The sequence below is a fragment of the Bradyrhizobium sp. SPXBL-02 genome, assembly GCF_051853065.1.
Taxonomy (GTDB): Bacteria; Pseudomonadota; Alphaproteobacteria; order Rhizobiales; family Xanthobacteraceae; genus Bradyrhizobium.
This window is the reverse complement of sequence record NZ_CP182474.1, coordinates 1,500,428-1,514,266: the sequence shown is the minus strand read 5'-3', so window position 1 is coordinate 1,514,266 and position 13,839 is coordinate 1,500,428. Positions and strand designations below refer to the sequence as shown.

The window sequence follows — 13,839 nt, the reverse complement described above, 5'->3', positions numbered from 1 at the left end:
TCATCACTAGGCGATAACGAAGCTGTTCCACGAAGGAACAGCTCACCCGAGGGGTGCGACACAATGCGTGACTGTTTGAACCATCGTGTGGGCTTTGACCGTGTCTTGATGACGGTCGCGGCAACCTTCCTCACGGTGTCGGCCAGCTCGGCCCTGGCGCAGGATCAGGTGCGCAGCAGCGCCGCCGAGCTCGCGATCGAAGCTGCGATCCCGCGCCCCGAGCCCGCAAACGTCCCGCCCCCGACTGCAGCCGACATCAAGCTCGACACCACCGCCACGGTGCAGGATTCGACGAAGGACGCCGCGAGGGACTCCGCCAAGATGGACGTCGCGCCAGCGCCGGACAAGGTCGAGACCAAGCCGTCCGACGTCGCCACCACACCCGCGCCAGAAGCGCCGAAGGGCGAGACTGCGAAGACCGAGCCGGCAAAGACCGAGCCTGCCAAGGCCGACACCGCGACCGCCACGCCGGCGGCTCCCGCCGCACCGGCCGCCGAGCCGGTGAAGGCCGCAAGCACCGTGCCCGCCGCCGACCAGCCGGTCGCGGACAGGCTCAAGGACATGATCGGCGCCAAGACCTCGCGCCATTTCGACCGCAAGAACGAGCGGGCGGCCGTCGAGAAGTTTTACGGCGCGCGCGACTTCGCGCCGGTCTGGACGCAAGGCGGCAGCCTGACTGCTGCGGCCAAGGGCGTGATCGCGCGGCTCAAGGACGCGGCCTCCGACGGTCTCAATCCCGCCGACTATCCGGTGCCGGATTTCGCCGCCGCCACGACGCCCGATGCGCTGGCCGATGCCGAGCTCAAGCTCACCGCCGGGATGTTCGACTACGCCCGCCACGCCCAGAGCGGCCGCATGCATTGGTCGCAGGTCAGCGGCGACATCCTCTATCCCGAGCACCCGGTCGACCCCGGCGAGGTGCTCGCCAAGGTCACGACCGCGAGCGATGCCTCCGCGGCGCTCGACAGCTACAACCCGCCGCACAGGCTCTACAAGGAGCTGAAGGCCAAGCTCGCCGAGCTGCGCGGCCAGGGCAGCGGTCCGGTGATCGAGATCGCCGACGGTCCGGCGCTGAAATATACCCCGGCCGGCAAGAAGCAGGCTGAGATCGTCGTGGAAGATCCGCGCGTGCCGCAACTGCGTGCCAAGCTCGGCCTCGCCGAGAATGCCAGCGACACCCGCTACGACGCGGCGGTGGCCGAAGCCGTGCGCAAATTCCAGACCAGCGTCGAGCTGAAGCCGACCGGCATCCTCGACGACAAGACGGTCAAGGCGCTCAACACCCCCAAGCGCGACAAGCAGATCGACGTGGTGCTGGTGAACATGGAGCGCTGGCGCTGGCTGCCGCGCGACCTCGGCACGCCGGCGCTGGGCGATGCCTATGTCATCCTCAACATTCCGGACTTCACGCTGAAGGTGATGCAGCGCGGCCAGCAGGTCTGGACCACCCGCGTCGTGACCGGCAAGCCGGGCTCGCATGCGACCCCGCTGCTCACCGAGACGATGAAGTACATCACGGTCAATCCGACCTGGAACGTGCCGCCGTCGATCGTCTACAACGAATACCTGCCGGCCTTGCAGCAGGACCCGACCGTGCTTCAGCGCATGGGCCTCAGGCTCGAACAGAACCGCGACGGTTCGGTGCACATCTCGCAGCCGCCCGGCGAAGCCAACGCGCTCGGCCGCATCCGCTTCAACTTCCCGAACAAGTTCCTGGTCTATCAGCACGACACGCCGGACAAGCATTTGTTCGCCCGGGACGAGCGCGCCTTCAGCCACGGCTGCATGCGCGTGCAGAATCCGGATCAGTACGCCTCCGTGCTACTCAACATCGCCATGCCGAACGAGAAGTACACGCCGGAGCGCGTGCGCAGCATGTACGGCAAGAGCGAGATCGATCTGAAATTTCCGACCCCGATCCCGGTCAACATCACCTATCAGACCGCGTTCGTGGACGACGCCGGCAAGCTGCAATTCCGCAAGGACGTCTATGGCCGCGACGCGACCATGATCAACATCCTGAAGAACAACCGCGGCAAGGACCTCGAGGCCGTCGTGGCGCATTCCCAGCCGAGCTATTCGCGTCCGGCGACGACGCTGCCCTCCGGGGTGGCCGTGGCCAACAGCGGCTTCGGCTCGTCCGGGCCCAACTTCTTCGAGCGGCTGTTCGGGGCGCCCACCCAGGCCGTGCCGCCGGCGCCGGTCGGCCGCCGTCCGCAGCGGGTGTTTACCCGCTGAGCCTCGCTCGGCACCCTTAGCTTACAGGAATTATGTAATGAAATCAGCGGCCTCATCCCCAGGATGAGGCCGCTTAACGTTAACCATGCTGCGACCCGCCCTGGGGCGGCGGGCGTTTTTTTGCCACAGTCAACGGCTTAGGATCGTATTCTGACTTGGTTTGGGGGCGGGAAGGTCAACTTCAAATTAACCTTCTCGCTTTAAGAAAGCGTTCATCCTCTTTCGCGCTGCTAACGGGGTTGGCGGGAGAGTCCATTTGAACGCTCGTCGACTGGGTGGGCTCATACGTGCTGACTGGTCTCGCACGCCAACTTGCTGTGCTGTCGTTGTCCCATGCGGGCGTGAAGGCCGGATCCCGGATCGGCCTCGCGGCTGCATTGCTGCTTGCGGCCGCCGGTTCGGTTCATGACGCCGCCGCGCTGAACGAGACCAAGACGCTCTCGTTCCACCACACCCATTCCGGCGAAGACCTCACCGTCACCTTCAAGCGCGACGGGCGCTATGACGAGGCGGCGCTGAAGCAGCTCAACCACTTCCTGCGCGATTGGCGCACCCAGGACGAGACGGTGATGGACCGCCGCCTGTTCGACATCCTCTGGGAAGTCTATCGGGACGTCGACGGCAAGCAGCCCATCCAGATCATCTCCTCCTATCGCTCTCCCGCCACCAACGCCATGCTCCGCCGCCGCTCCTCCGGCGTGGCGCGCGCCAGCCAGCACATGCTGGGACATGCGATGGACTTCTACATCCCCGGCGTGCCGCTGGAGCAGATCCGCTTCGCGGGCCTGCGCCTGCAGCGCGGCGGCGTCGGCTTCTATCCCACCTCCGGCTCGCCCTTCGTGCACCTCGACACCGGCAGCGTCCGGCACTGGCCGCGCATGACGCATGACCAGCTCGCGCGCGTGTTCCCGGACGGCAAGACGGTGCATCTGCCAACCGACGGCGTGCCGCTGAAGAACTATGAGCTCGCCAAGGCCGAGATCGAGCGCCGCGGCAGCGGCGACGATGCCGGCAGCAAGCCGAATTTCTTCGCCGCGCTGTTCAAGGGCAAGTCGGCAGCTCCGGCCGCCAGCGACGAGGATGACGAGGGCGCGCCCGCTCCGGCCGCGAGGCCGGCGGCACCGACCGTCGTCGCAGCCACCGCCAAGCCCGCAGAGCCGGTGCCGACGCCGCGCGCCAAGCCGCAGATCGCCACAGCGATCCAGCTCGCCTCGGCCGATGCGCAGATCGTCGCGCCGCCCAAGCCGAAGCCCGCGCCCGTGGCTGACAAGCCCGCTTCCGGCAAGCCGGAGACCCCGGCCGACATCATCAATGCGCGCGGCTTCTGGGATGACGTTCCTGCGACGCCGCAGCAGGCGACGCCGGCGCAGGTCGCAGCGCTGAAGGCGCGCCAGGCGCTAGCTGCGGCTACCGATCCGCAACCAACAGCGAGCGTGCCCAACGCGGCCCTCCAGGCCCTGGCTTTCGCGCCGGCGGCCTCGCCGGTCGACCGCGCCAATGTCGTCGCCGCCTCCGCGCCGATCCCGCGCACCGCCCGTCCCCGCAGCGCGGCCCAGGCAGCGGAGATCAACACGGTGGTCGGCAAGAGCATCGACGGCAGGATCGCAACCGCGACCCGCCTCTCCGCGGCCAAGGGCGAGAGCATCTGGCTCAAGATCGTGATGCTGTCGCCGAGCGCCAGCCGCGCGATGTCGGTGACGCTGATGGGCGAGCTCGATACCGCGGCGCTGCGCGGCTATTTCGTCAAGCCGAAGGCCGTGATCGCGATGGGCTTCTCCGACGATCCGATGCTGGGCCTGTCCTGCGACAATTTCTCGGGCAGCGCGACCGCAAAGCTCGAGACGACGTCGTTCGTCGTGCGCACCGCCGCGCTGCGCTGAGGCGCATAGCGACCTCCACGAATTCAGTCTCGTAGTCCATCTTGCGATGATCGCAGGCAGTCTCCGCCGCGCGCCAGATCAAGCCGGCAGGCCTGCCCGAAGAAGGCCTGCCTCATAGCGCTGACGATCGACCTGCTGCTTGTAATGCTGGGTAGCAAGATGATTGGCCACCGAGAACGCCGGCTCACGCTTGAGAACTTCGGCCGCGTGCGCACCGGCAGCCACTGCATTGCCCATCTGCGCGAAGATCCCGGCAAGGAACGCATGATGGGTGTGATCGGGACGTGAGATCCGCGAGAAAGCTTCGGCGGCTTCGGCGTATTTCTCGGCACAGTAATAGGCACGCCCGAGATGGCTCCAGAATCGTTCCGGGTGATATGGGTTGAGCCGCATCGCCTTCTTGATCCAGTCGATGCCCTCCTCCGGCCTCCCCAGCCAGGTCAGCAGTTCGCCCTGCTGCACCACCACGAGATCATAGTTCGGGTTGAGCGCGAGCGCGCGTTCCTGATGGTAAGTGGCCTTATCATGGTCGTCGCGATTCAGATTGAGTGCCGCGAGGATGCGATGGACGTCGCTGTCGTTGTCGTCGAGGACCAGCGCGGTTTCCAGCTCTGCAGCCACCTGTTGGAAGGTGGCGTCGCGATCCGCGCACCAATTATAGACCCAGGTCTGGCCGAGGACGCACGCCTTCCACGCATGCGCGTGCGCATAGCTCGCGTCGAGTTCGAGCGCCCGGTCGAGCAGAAGTTGCGCCCGCGCATTGTCTTCGCGATTGGAGCGATGGTGCAAGACCTTCGCGGCCAGCACGCATTCGTAGGCCGCCATGTTGTCCGTCGGCTTGCGGTTCGCGCGATCGTGCGTCGCCGCCTCGACGCGGCCGGGCAATGTGGCGGCGATCGCGCGGGTCATCTCGTCCTGGATGGCGAAGATGTCCTTGAGCTCGCCGTCGTAACGCTCGGCCCAAATGTGCCGATCCGTCTCCGCATCGATCAGCTGCACGGTGACGCGGACGCGATCCCCGGCCTTTCGCACGCTTCCCTCGATGACGTAGTCGACGCCGAATTCGCGGCCAACATCCTGTACCTTGACCGACTTTCCCTTGTACACGAAGGTCGAGTTGCGCGAGATCACCAGCAGGTCGTGGAAGCGTGAAAGCTCGGTGATGATGTCCTCGGTGAGACCGTCGGCGAAGAACTCCTGTTCCGGATCGCCGCTCATGTTGGCGAAGGGCAGCACGGCGATTGACGGCTTCTTCGACTTGCCAATCGGCTTTGCGGCGGCCGTCGCACCGGCTGGCGTGCTTGCCGGCGCATCCTCCAATCGGATCCGGTAGACGCGGATGGCGCGCGCGATGTTCTTGACGTTCTGCTCGCCGATGTCCTCGAATGCGACGCCATCGAGGCGCTCGCCCAGTTGGTCGCGAACCGCGCTGGAGATGCAGATGCCTCCAGGCTCGGCCAGCGTCTCCAGCCGTGCCGCGACGTTGACGCCATCGCCAAAAATGTCGTTCTGATCGACGATGACGTCGCCGAGATTGATGCCGATGCGGAATTGGATCCACCGCGGCGGCGCGACATCGGCATTACGCCGCGCCATGCGGCGCTGAACCTCGGCCGCACATAGCACGGCATCGACGACGCTGTGGAATTCCGCGAGCATGCCGTCGCCGGTCGTCTTGATGATACGGCCGCGATTTTTCGCAATGGCGGGATCGATGAGTTCGACCCGATGGGTCTTGAGGCGCGCGAGGGTGCCGGCCTCGTCGACCTCCATCAGCCGGCTGAAGCCGACCATGTCGGCGGCAAGAACCGCGGCAAGCCTGCGCTCTGGTCCCGGCACATCCATCGCTCGGTCCCTTCACCGAGCAATCTAGCAGATGCCGAGATTTTGCCCAAGCTTGGTGCGCTGCAACGCCGACCGGGCGAGGCGCCTCAGAGCATCCCCAGCGCCTGCATGTAGGTCTCGAGAATGGTCTCGGCCTCGGCGCGCTCGTTGGGGTCCTGCTTGCGCAGGCGCACGATGGTGCGCAGCGCCTTGACGTCGTAGCCGTTGCCTTTGCTCTCGGCATAGACGTCGCGGATGTCGTCGGAGATCGCCTTCTTCTCTTCCTCCAGCCGCTCGATGCGCTCGATGATGGATTTGAGCTGGTCCTTGGCAAATTTCGTCGCGGGCTCGTCGTCGCGGACGGCGGCGGAGGTGGCCATCTTGGTACTCCCAATGGAACTGGCAAAACGAGGTGACGCCGGCATCCCTCACCGCGCGTGCTGGGTAGACCCTTAGGGTCGGCGCTCCCAGCGTTCAAGCAAGCATCACGCTCGTCCACAGCGCGCCCACACCTTCCTGCACTGATGCAAAGAAAGCTGTTGTGTGGTGCGACTCAGGGCACCGCGATGTTCCGTTCAATGCCCGTGGGGATGGACCTTCTTCATCGCCTCGATCTGCTCGGGCGTGGCCGTGCCCTGGTGCTTCGCCTTCCAGGTCTCGTAGGGCATGCCGTAGACGGCCTCCCGGCTCTCGTCCTTGCTCAAGGCGACGCCCTGGGCGTCCGCGGCGTCCTTGAGCCAGTTCGAGAGGCAGTTGCGGCAGAAACCGGCCAGATTCATCAAGTCGATGTTCTGGACGTCCGTCCGGCTCCGCAGATGCTCGACCAGGCGCCGGAAAGCGGCCGCCTCGAGCTCCGTTCTGGTTTTGTCGTCGATTGCCATGGCTGTCGTCCTTAACCGTGCCGGTGGAGGTTAGCGTTAGGGGATCAGGTGGGTGTTGTCACAGATTTTGCCATATCGCGGCGCAAAGGGACCACGGCCCGGCTGGCCCCGGCCCAACGCCAAATCGTCAATGATCTGGTATAGCTTCCGCGACAATGACGACCGAATCTCCCCGCTCCCCGCTTTACCTGCTCGCCCGGTTGGTCCCGGTGCTGGTGGTCGCCCTGCTGTGCCTTGCCGCCAGCCCCGCCTCCGCCGATTTCCGCCTCTGCAACAACACCTCGAGCCGGGTCGGGATTGCGCTCGGCTACAAGGATGCCGAGGGCTGGACCACCGAGGGCTGGTGGAACATCTCGTCCCGCTCCTGCGAGACGTTGCTGCGGGGCACGCTGGTCGCCCGCTATTACTACATCTACGCCATCGACTACGACCGCGGCGGCGAATGGTCGGGCCAGGCCTTCATGTGCTCGCGCGACAAGGAGTTCACCATCCGCGGCACCGAGGATTGCCTGGCGCGCGGCTATGACCGCACGGGCTATTTCGAGGTCGACACCGGCGAGCAGCGGGCCTGGACGGTGCAGCTGACCGACGCCAACGAACAGCCGGCGCAGCAACGCGTGCCTGGCCTGCCCGGTCCGGTGGGCCCGGGCGGGGTTCCGGGTTTGCCCAATAGCCCGCCCGGTGCTACGCCCCCGGGCTCGCCCGGCCTGCCACCCCCGCCTGGAAATAAGCCATGAGGCGTCTTCGCCGTATCAAGATTCTCGCGACCCTGGGACCGGCCTCTTCAGACCTCGCGATGATCCGCCGCCTGTTCGAGGCCGGCGCTGACCTGTTCCGCATCAACATGAGCCACACCCCGCATGACAAGATGCGGGAGCTGGTGGCGACGATCCGCAACGTCGAGTCTAGCTACGGTCGGCCGATCGGCATCCTAGTCGACCTGCAGGGCCCGAAGCTGAGACTGGGCTCCTTTGCCGAGGGGGCGATCCAGCTCCAGAACGGCCAGACCTTCACGCTGGATTCCGACAAGGCGCCGGGCGATGCCACGCGCGTCAATCTCCCGCATCCGGAGATCCTGGCCGCGCTCAGGCCCGGCCATGCGCTGCTGCTCGACGACGGCAAGGTGCGGCTGATCGCGGAGGAGACCTCGAAAGAGCATGCGGTGACCCGTGTCGTGGTCGGCGGCAAGATGAGCGACCGCAAGGGCGTCAGCCTGCCCGACACCGATTTGCCGGTCTCGGCGATGACGCCCAAGGACCGCGCCGACCTCGAGGCCGCCCTCGTCACCGGCGTCGATTGGATCGCGCTGTCCTTCGTGCAGCGCGCCGACGACGTGATCGAGGCCAAGAAGATGATCCGCGGCCGCGCCGCCGTGATGGCCAAGATCGAGAAGCCGCAGGCGATCGACCGCCTCGCCGACATCATCGAGGCTTCCGATGCGCTGATGGTGGCCCGCGGCGACCTCGGCGTCGAGCTGCCGCTGGAGCGGGTGCCGAGCCTGCAGAAGCAGATGACGCGGATGGCGCGCCGCGCCGGCAAGCCGGTGGTGATCGCGACCCAGATGCTGGAATCGATGATCCAGTCGCCGGTGCCGACCCGCGCCGAAGTCTCCGACGTCGCCACCGCCGTCTATGAGGGTGCCGACGCCATCATGCTGTCCGCGGAATCGGCCGCCGGCAAATTCCCGGTCGAGGCGGTCTCGACCATGAACCGGATCGGCGAGGAGGTCGAGCGCGACCCGACCTACCGTTCGGTGATCATGGCCCAGCGCCCGGCACCGGAATCCACCGCGGGCGATGCCATCGCCGACGCCGCCCGGCAGATCGCCGAGACGCTCGACCTGCCGGCCTTGATCTGCTGGACCTCGTCGGGCTCGACCGCCGTGCGCGTGGCGCGCGAGCGGCCGAAGCCGCCGATCGTGGCGATCACGCCGAACATCACCGCCGGCCGCCGGCTCGCGGTTGCCTGGGGCGTGCATTGCGTGGTGGCGGAAGACGCGCGCGACCAGGACGACATGGTCAGCCGCGCCGGCCAGATCGCGTTCCGCGACGGCTTCGTCCGCGCCGGCCAGCGCGTGATCATCGTCGCCGGCGTGCCGCTCGGCATCCCCGGCACCACCAACATGGTGCGCATCGCCTCGGTCGGCCCCGAGGGCGACGCCAACCTGTAAGCCTCGCCAGAGGCCGCCAAACACAAAGTCGAAAAACAACCCCATGCACAGTAGCCGGCCGCTTGGCCGGATTTGCCGGGGTTTTGCGAAAAGGCATGCTCAGGCAAAGGCCTGAGCGCGATCACCTCGCCACCGCACGCGCGGCGCGATTTTTACGCGCCGACCAGCGCCTTGGTCGTCGGCAGGAGCGTCTGCTGCACCACGAGGCCGCGGGCGCGGGCGTCCATGACGCCGACGGCGCGCAGCGCCAGCAGCGTCACCGTCTGCACCGCATCGCGCATCTTGACGGGATCTTCGAGATTGTCGGGCGCGAGCGGGCCGACGAGAGCCTCATGCAGGGCCCCAAGCAGCGCGGTGGCGGCGAGCGCGGTGTCCTGCGCCGGCAGATGGCCGGCGCGCACCGCAGCGTCGATCCGGGAGGCGATCTCGCCGGCGATCTCGCGCCGGCTAGCGAGGCGGGAGGCGCTGACATCGACATCGACCGGCTCGGCCAGGATGCCCCAGGCCAGCCTGCGCTGCGACAGCGTATGGACCGCCACTGTGGTGACCGCAGCCGCCAGCGCCGAGGACGGCCCCGGCGCGGCATCGGCCGCCCGGCGGATCGCCGCGAGCTCGTCGCGGGAGACCTCGGCAATGAGCTCGGAGATCAGCTCGGCCTTGGAGGGGAAATAGCGGTAGACGGTGCCGGCTGCGACATTGGCCCGGACCGCGACCGGCGCGATCTGCACCGCCGCCATCCCGCCTTCCGCCGCCGCCTCCCGCGCCGCCGCCAGTATAGCGCTGCGCCGCGCCGCAAGGCGCTTCACCACTTGATGCGTCCGCCGATAAACCATGGCGCGCTTCCTGTCCCACACGCCGTCCGCACGCCCTGCGGCCCAACGCTTCTCACGCAAAAGATGCAAATCGCCCCGCAAGGACTGAACAACTATTCAGGATGAATGACAAGATGAGAAATGCGTGGAGCGCCATGGTGAGCGGACGGGGGCGCCAGGCCTGCGTCGGCGCCATCCCTGTCGAGGCCGCCTTCCGAGGGTGGCAGTTTGCCAGGAGCAGAGCGGAATCAGCGTCACGTCTGTCCGGTACGATCGATCTCCAGCGAACCTTCGCGAGGCCGAACGAGTAGGGTTGGAGGACCTGGACCGCCGTTCACAATGAGCTCGGTAGTCGCGGCAGAGGTCGTGCGGCATGCGCGCCATCCGGAGCTCCGCCGAGGTCATCGAGACGCCGGCCCGCTGCAGCATCCAGTCTCGTGCTCTTGGGCGCGATCTATCCGCTCTATCCCTTGAAAGAAGCCTACGAGCATCTAGATAGCATCCATATGCCATCCATACGGATGGTAAGAATGGATGCTAGCCATGGCCGATAATGTGCGCGAGCTGCGCCCCAAGGTCCCCGACACCGAGAAGATCACGATCAACCTTGGCTATGTCGACCTCGGTCATGTCGATCTCATGGTGCAGGAAGGGTTCTATTCGAACCGGACCGATTTCATTCGGACAGCAATCCGGAACCAGCTCGAGCGCCACGCGGAGGTCGTCAGACAATCCACGGTCCGGAAGAACCTGGACCTCGGGCTGCGCAACTACGCGCGCGAGGATCTCGAAGCGGCGCGCCGCGCCGGCGAGATGCTGCAGATCAATGTTTTGGGCTTGGCCACTATCGCCCAAGACGTCACTCCCGAGTTGGCTCGCGCCACGATCGCGTCGGTCTCGGTGCTGGGGGCCCTCCACGCCACTCCCGCGGTCAAGGCCGCTCTCGCCGACAGAATGAGGTGAACGATGCTGAATCAAGACATAGTCCGCGAAGCAACCCGCCTTACGCGTGCCGGCCAACTGGTCGAGGCCACCGCGCTCCTGCAGCGCATGCTCCAGGGCGGTTACGCTCCAAGACCGGAGTCTCGTAGCGCCGCTCAGGCTCGGCTTCCGCTCGATCCGCTTACTATCGACGCCACTGCCGACGTCGTCGAGGAGCGGGAAGCTCCGCCGATCTCGCCGGCCCGCTCTGCTCAGGGACGCAGACGCGCTTTACCGCTCGACGGCATGCGGGATTTTCCCGGGGTCGGCCTGCGAAGTCCGATCACGCGCGCTCCCCTGTCCCCATCGGACATCGTGCCCGAGGGCACACAATTTATCGCCGGTACCTTCAGTAACGCCGCAGGAAGCCGGACCTACAAGCTGTTCATTCCAAGCCGCTTTCAGGGACAACGTCCCCTGATAGTCATGCTTCATGGCTGCACCCAGTCGCCGGACGATTTCGCGGCCGGCACCCGGATGAACTTCCTGGCGGAAGAGCAGAATTGCTATGTGGTCTATCCTGAGCAGCCGAGCGGAGCCAACCAGTCGAAGTGCTGGAACTGGTTTCGCACCGGCGACCAGCGTCGCGGCGGGGGCGAGCCGTCGATGATCGCCGGTATTACCCGCCAGATCATGCGCGAGCATCCGATCGATCCGAAGCGCGTATACGTCGCGGGTCTGTCGGCCGGCGGGGCCGCCGCCGCGATCATGGGCGCAACGTATAACGACCTGTACGCGGCCGTCGGTATTCATTCAGGCCTCGCGTGCGGGGCCGCGAGCGATCTTCCCTCCGCGTTCGTCGCCATGCGGCAGGGAGGCGGCTCCAAGGCAAATGCGGATGGCAAAACTTCTGTGCCGACCATCGTTTTCCATGGCAATCGCGACACTACGGTGCATCCAAAGAATGGCGATCAGATTATCGAGCAGTCCGCCAGGGCGACGAGGCCGACGACGAAGGTACTTCGCGGACGCGTACCCCACGGCCATGCCTATACTCGCACCGTCCTGATCGACGGGGCCGGTCGGGCGATCTCGGAACACTGGGACATCGATGGCGCCGGACACGCGTGGTCAGGCGGCAGCCCCGCCGGGTCTTACACTGATCCGCAAGGGCCGGATGCCACAAGGGAAATGCTGCGCTTCTTCCTCGAGCATTCGCTCGGTGGGTAACCCAGCTTCACAGGGCGCTCGGGTCCTCGAGCACGTCGCCGAGCTTCCGGATCAGCTTGCCGGCCTCTATCCGCCAGTCTCGCGATCAAGGCACGAATGCGAGCGTAGTCGCCGCAACTTAAAGCGGTCTCTGGAGAGCACAACGAGCGGAGAGCTGATTGTTCTCAGACCGACACCCGTTGAGTATAGGTCTGGAAGATCGCCAGCTATACGCTTGTTGGTTGGAGTTGCGACATCGCAGAGCGTGCGATTGATCTCGGGACTCCAACAATGCGCGGGTTGGAACGCCAGCTCACAAAGCCTGTTGTCCGTTCAGAAATGACCGTTGTGGTCGCACCCCATTTTATTGGAGCGTCAGATGAGCAAACGCAAACCGGCATCAGCCTCAAAGCGCGCCCGCAATCCGAAAATGGCCGTGCGGACCGAACGGAACAAACAGGCCGTTGTTAGAAGCCCGAAAGAGAATTTTCTTCGCTCGGTTGCGGCAGTTTCGATTGAACCGCCTCTTAAGCTTCAGGATGATCCTAACCACGAGGTTCCTACCATTGAGCCTCGGGTGGATGCCTTGCCAGATGACGTCAGTCAGAGAATGACGGAAATCGATCAAACGAAGAGCTTTGTTTTAGCCACGGCAAACATGCAGGCATATCAAACGAAGCTTTTTGAGGTCGCCCGAGCCAACGTGCAATTTGCTTTTGAATTTGGCCTGAGATTTGCGACGATCGGGTCACCGACTGAATTTTTCGGCGTCCTTGCGGAGTTTACAAGCAGACAGGTCGATATGTTCGGGCAGCATTCGAAAGAATTGGCGGCATATCCATTCTGGCGCATCGAGCCGCCCCGTTCGCAAGTCACCAAGGAAGCCTCTAGTTTGAAGTAACGGACGCCGGCCGCCGTTGCCAACACGATCATCCCCGCAGCCATTCGAGTTGATGCAGTCGAGACAGGCCCTAAGGATGAAAATACGGGTTGGCTTCGAAATGATCTACGACTTCCAGCAAGTCACACCATTGATTGCTATCGTCGGTATGCATTTTACCCGGGCATCCGACATCATTGTGCCGGATTACCTCATCACCGAGCCTTCCGTCCCGATCTCGCCCTACCGCGACGGCTTCGGAAACTGGTGCAGTCGGTTCGTTGCGCCCGCCGGCCGCATGCGCCTTTCCGCCAACGGTACAGTGCGCGATAGCGGTTTGCCTGATGTGATCGCGCCTTCCGCCACGCAATACGCGGTCGAGGATCTTCCACCTGATACCATCGTTTATCTGCTTGGCAGCCGCTACTGCGAAACCGATCGGCTTTCCGACATCGCATGGAAGCTGTTCGAGAATGTGGCGCCGGGTTGGCCACGGGTCCAGGCGATCTGCGATTTCGTGCACAATCACATCGCGTTCGGCTACGAGCACGCGCGGGCCACCATGACGGCTTGGGAAGCATTCAACGAGGGCAAGGGCGTCTGCCGCGACTATGCGCATCTTGCCATTGCATTCTGCCGTTGCATGAACATTCCAGCACGCTATTGCACCGGCTATCTCGGCGACATCGGCATCCCGCCGCCCCACGCTCCCGGGGACTTTGCAGGCTGGTTCGAAGCCTATCTTGGCGGTCGCTGGTACACATTCGATGCACGCAACAACACTCCGCGAATCGGCCGCGTCCTGATCGCGCAAGGCCGCGATGCGGCGGATGTTCCGATCGCCCAGACTTTCGGACCCAACACGCTCGTCAGCTTCAAGGTGTGGGCTGATGAACTTGTATAAAGCGCTCGCCTTGGGCGATTGGGTACGAGGCGGCTGAGATTGATCTCGGCTGATTGCTTGGAAGACTGTTACACAGTTCGCATCACCGCCCGAAGTCCAGCTCGTACTTCTCGCAAAGAA

12 protein-coding genes are annotated in these 13,839 nt (G+C 64.9%); 8 read left to right on the top strand and 4 right to left on the bottom strand.

Annotated elements, in window-relative coordinates:
- Nucleotides 1–63 precede the first annotated feature (63 nt).
- Together ACNJYD_RS07085 and ACNJYD_RS07080 are read left to right on the top strand one after the other, a co-directional pair.
- Complete coding sequence (locus ACNJYD_RS07085) at nucleotides 64–2,238, top strand: L,D-transpeptidase family protein (protein WP_439365751.1); 2,175 nt, start codon at nucleotides 64–66, stop codon at nucleotides 2,236–2,238.
- Between the two features lie 275 nt (nucleotides 2,239–2,513).
- Nucleotides 2,514–4,118: a DUF882 domain-containing protein gene (locus ACNJYD_RS07080; RefSeq protein WP_439365750.1), complete on the top strand. Its 1,605-nt coding sequence runs from the start codon at nucleotides 2,514–2,516 to the stop codon at nucleotides 4,116–4,118.
- A 78-nt stretch (nucleotides 4,119–4,196) separates the two neighbouring features.
- Here the strand turns inward: ACNJYD_RS07080 and ACNJYD_RS07075 are convergent, their stop codons facing one another.
- From ACNJYD_RS07075 to ACNJYD_RS07065, 3 genes are all read right to left on the bottom strand, one after another.
- Nucleotides 4,197–5,963: an adenylate/guanylate cyclase domain-containing protein gene (locus tag ACNJYD_RS07075; RefSeq protein WP_439365749.1), complete on the bottom strand. Its 1,767-nt coding sequence runs from the start codon at nucleotides 5,961–5,963 to the stop codon at nucleotides 4,197–4,199.
- 86 nt (nucleotides 5,964–6,049) lie between these two features.
- Nucleotides 6,050–6,322, bottom strand: coding sequence for a DUF2312 domain-containing protein (locus ACNJYD_RS07070; RefSeq protein WP_018641571.1), 273 nt, complete (start codon nucleotides 6,320–6,322; stop codon nucleotides 6,050–6,052).
- 195 nt (nucleotides 6,323–6,517) lie between these two features.
- Nucleotides 6,518–6,823 (bottom strand): DUF1244 domain-containing protein, encoded by a 306-nt coding sequence (locus ACNJYD_RS07065; RefSeq protein ID WP_172784759.1) that lies wholly within the window; start codon nucleotides 6,821–6,823, stop codon nucleotides 6,518–6,520.
- A gap of 155 nt (nucleotides 6,824–6,978) precedes the next feature.
- Between ACNJYD_RS07065 and ACNJYD_RS07060 the strand changes: the two genes are divergently transcribed.
- Together ACNJYD_RS07060 and pyk are read left to right on the top strand one after the other, a co-directional pair.
- Complete coding sequence (locus ACNJYD_RS07060; RefSeq protein ID WP_271503822.1) at nucleotides 6,979–7,560, top strand: DUF1036 domain-containing protein; 582 nt, start codon at nucleotides 6,979–6,981, stop codon at nucleotides 7,558–7,560.
- Complete coding sequence (gene pyk, locus ACNJYD_RS07055; RefSeq protein WP_172784761.1) at nucleotides 7,557–8,993, top strand: pyruvate kinase; 1,437 nt, start codon at nucleotides 7,557–7,559, stop codon at nucleotides 8,991–8,993. Before ACNJYD_RS07060 ends, pyk begins: the two co-directional genes overlap by 4 nt.
- A 152-nt stretch (nucleotides 8,994–9,145) precedes the next feature.
- On the opposite strand, the gene ACNJYD_RS07050 is transcribed toward pyk, so the two are convergent.
- A complete protein-coding gene (locus ACNJYD_RS07050; protein ID WP_063694085.1) occupies nucleotides 9,146–9,826 on the bottom strand; it encodes a TetR/AcrR family transcriptional regulator in 681 nt (226 codons plus the stop codon).
- Nucleotides 9,827–10,348: 522 nt separating this feature from the next.
- Between ACNJYD_RS07050 and ACNJYD_RS07045 the strand changes: the two genes are divergently transcribed.
- The 4 genes from ACNJYD_RS07045 to ACNJYD_RS07030 all read left to right on the top strand — a co-directional run bounded on the left by ACNJYD_RS07045 (nucleotide 10,349) and on the right by ACNJYD_RS07030 (nucleotide 13,719).
- Nucleotides 10,349–10,768 carry a CopG family transcriptional regulator gene (locus ACNJYD_RS07045; protein WP_172784762.1) on the top strand — a complete coding sequence of 140 codons (420 nt, stop codon included), beginning with the start codon at nucleotides 10,349–10,351 and terminating at the stop codon, nucleotides 10,766–10,768.
- Between the two features lie 3 nt (nucleotides 10,769–10,771).
- Nucleotides 10,772–11,956: an extracellular catalytic domain type 1 short-chain-length polyhydroxyalkanoate depolymerase gene (locus tag ACNJYD_RS07040; RefSeq protein WP_172784763.1), complete on the top strand. Its 1,185-nt coding sequence runs from the start codon at nucleotides 10,772–10,774 to the stop codon at nucleotides 11,954–11,956.
- A 358-nt stretch (nucleotides 11,957–12,314) separates the two neighbouring features.
- Nucleotides 12,315–12,836, top strand: coding sequence for a phasin family protein (locus tag ACNJYD_RS07035; protein WP_212254271.1), 522 nt, complete (start codon nucleotides 12,315–12,317; stop codon nucleotides 12,834–12,836).
- A 76-nt stretch (nucleotides 12,837–12,912) separates the two neighbouring features.
- Nucleotides 12,913–13,719 (top strand): transglutaminase-like domain-containing protein, encoded by an 807-nt coding sequence (locus ACNJYD_RS07030; RefSeq protein ID WP_439365748.1) that lies wholly within the window; start codon nucleotides 12,913–12,915, stop codon nucleotides 13,717–13,719.
- The last annotated feature ends 120 nt before the right edge of the window (nucleotides 13,720–13,839 follow it).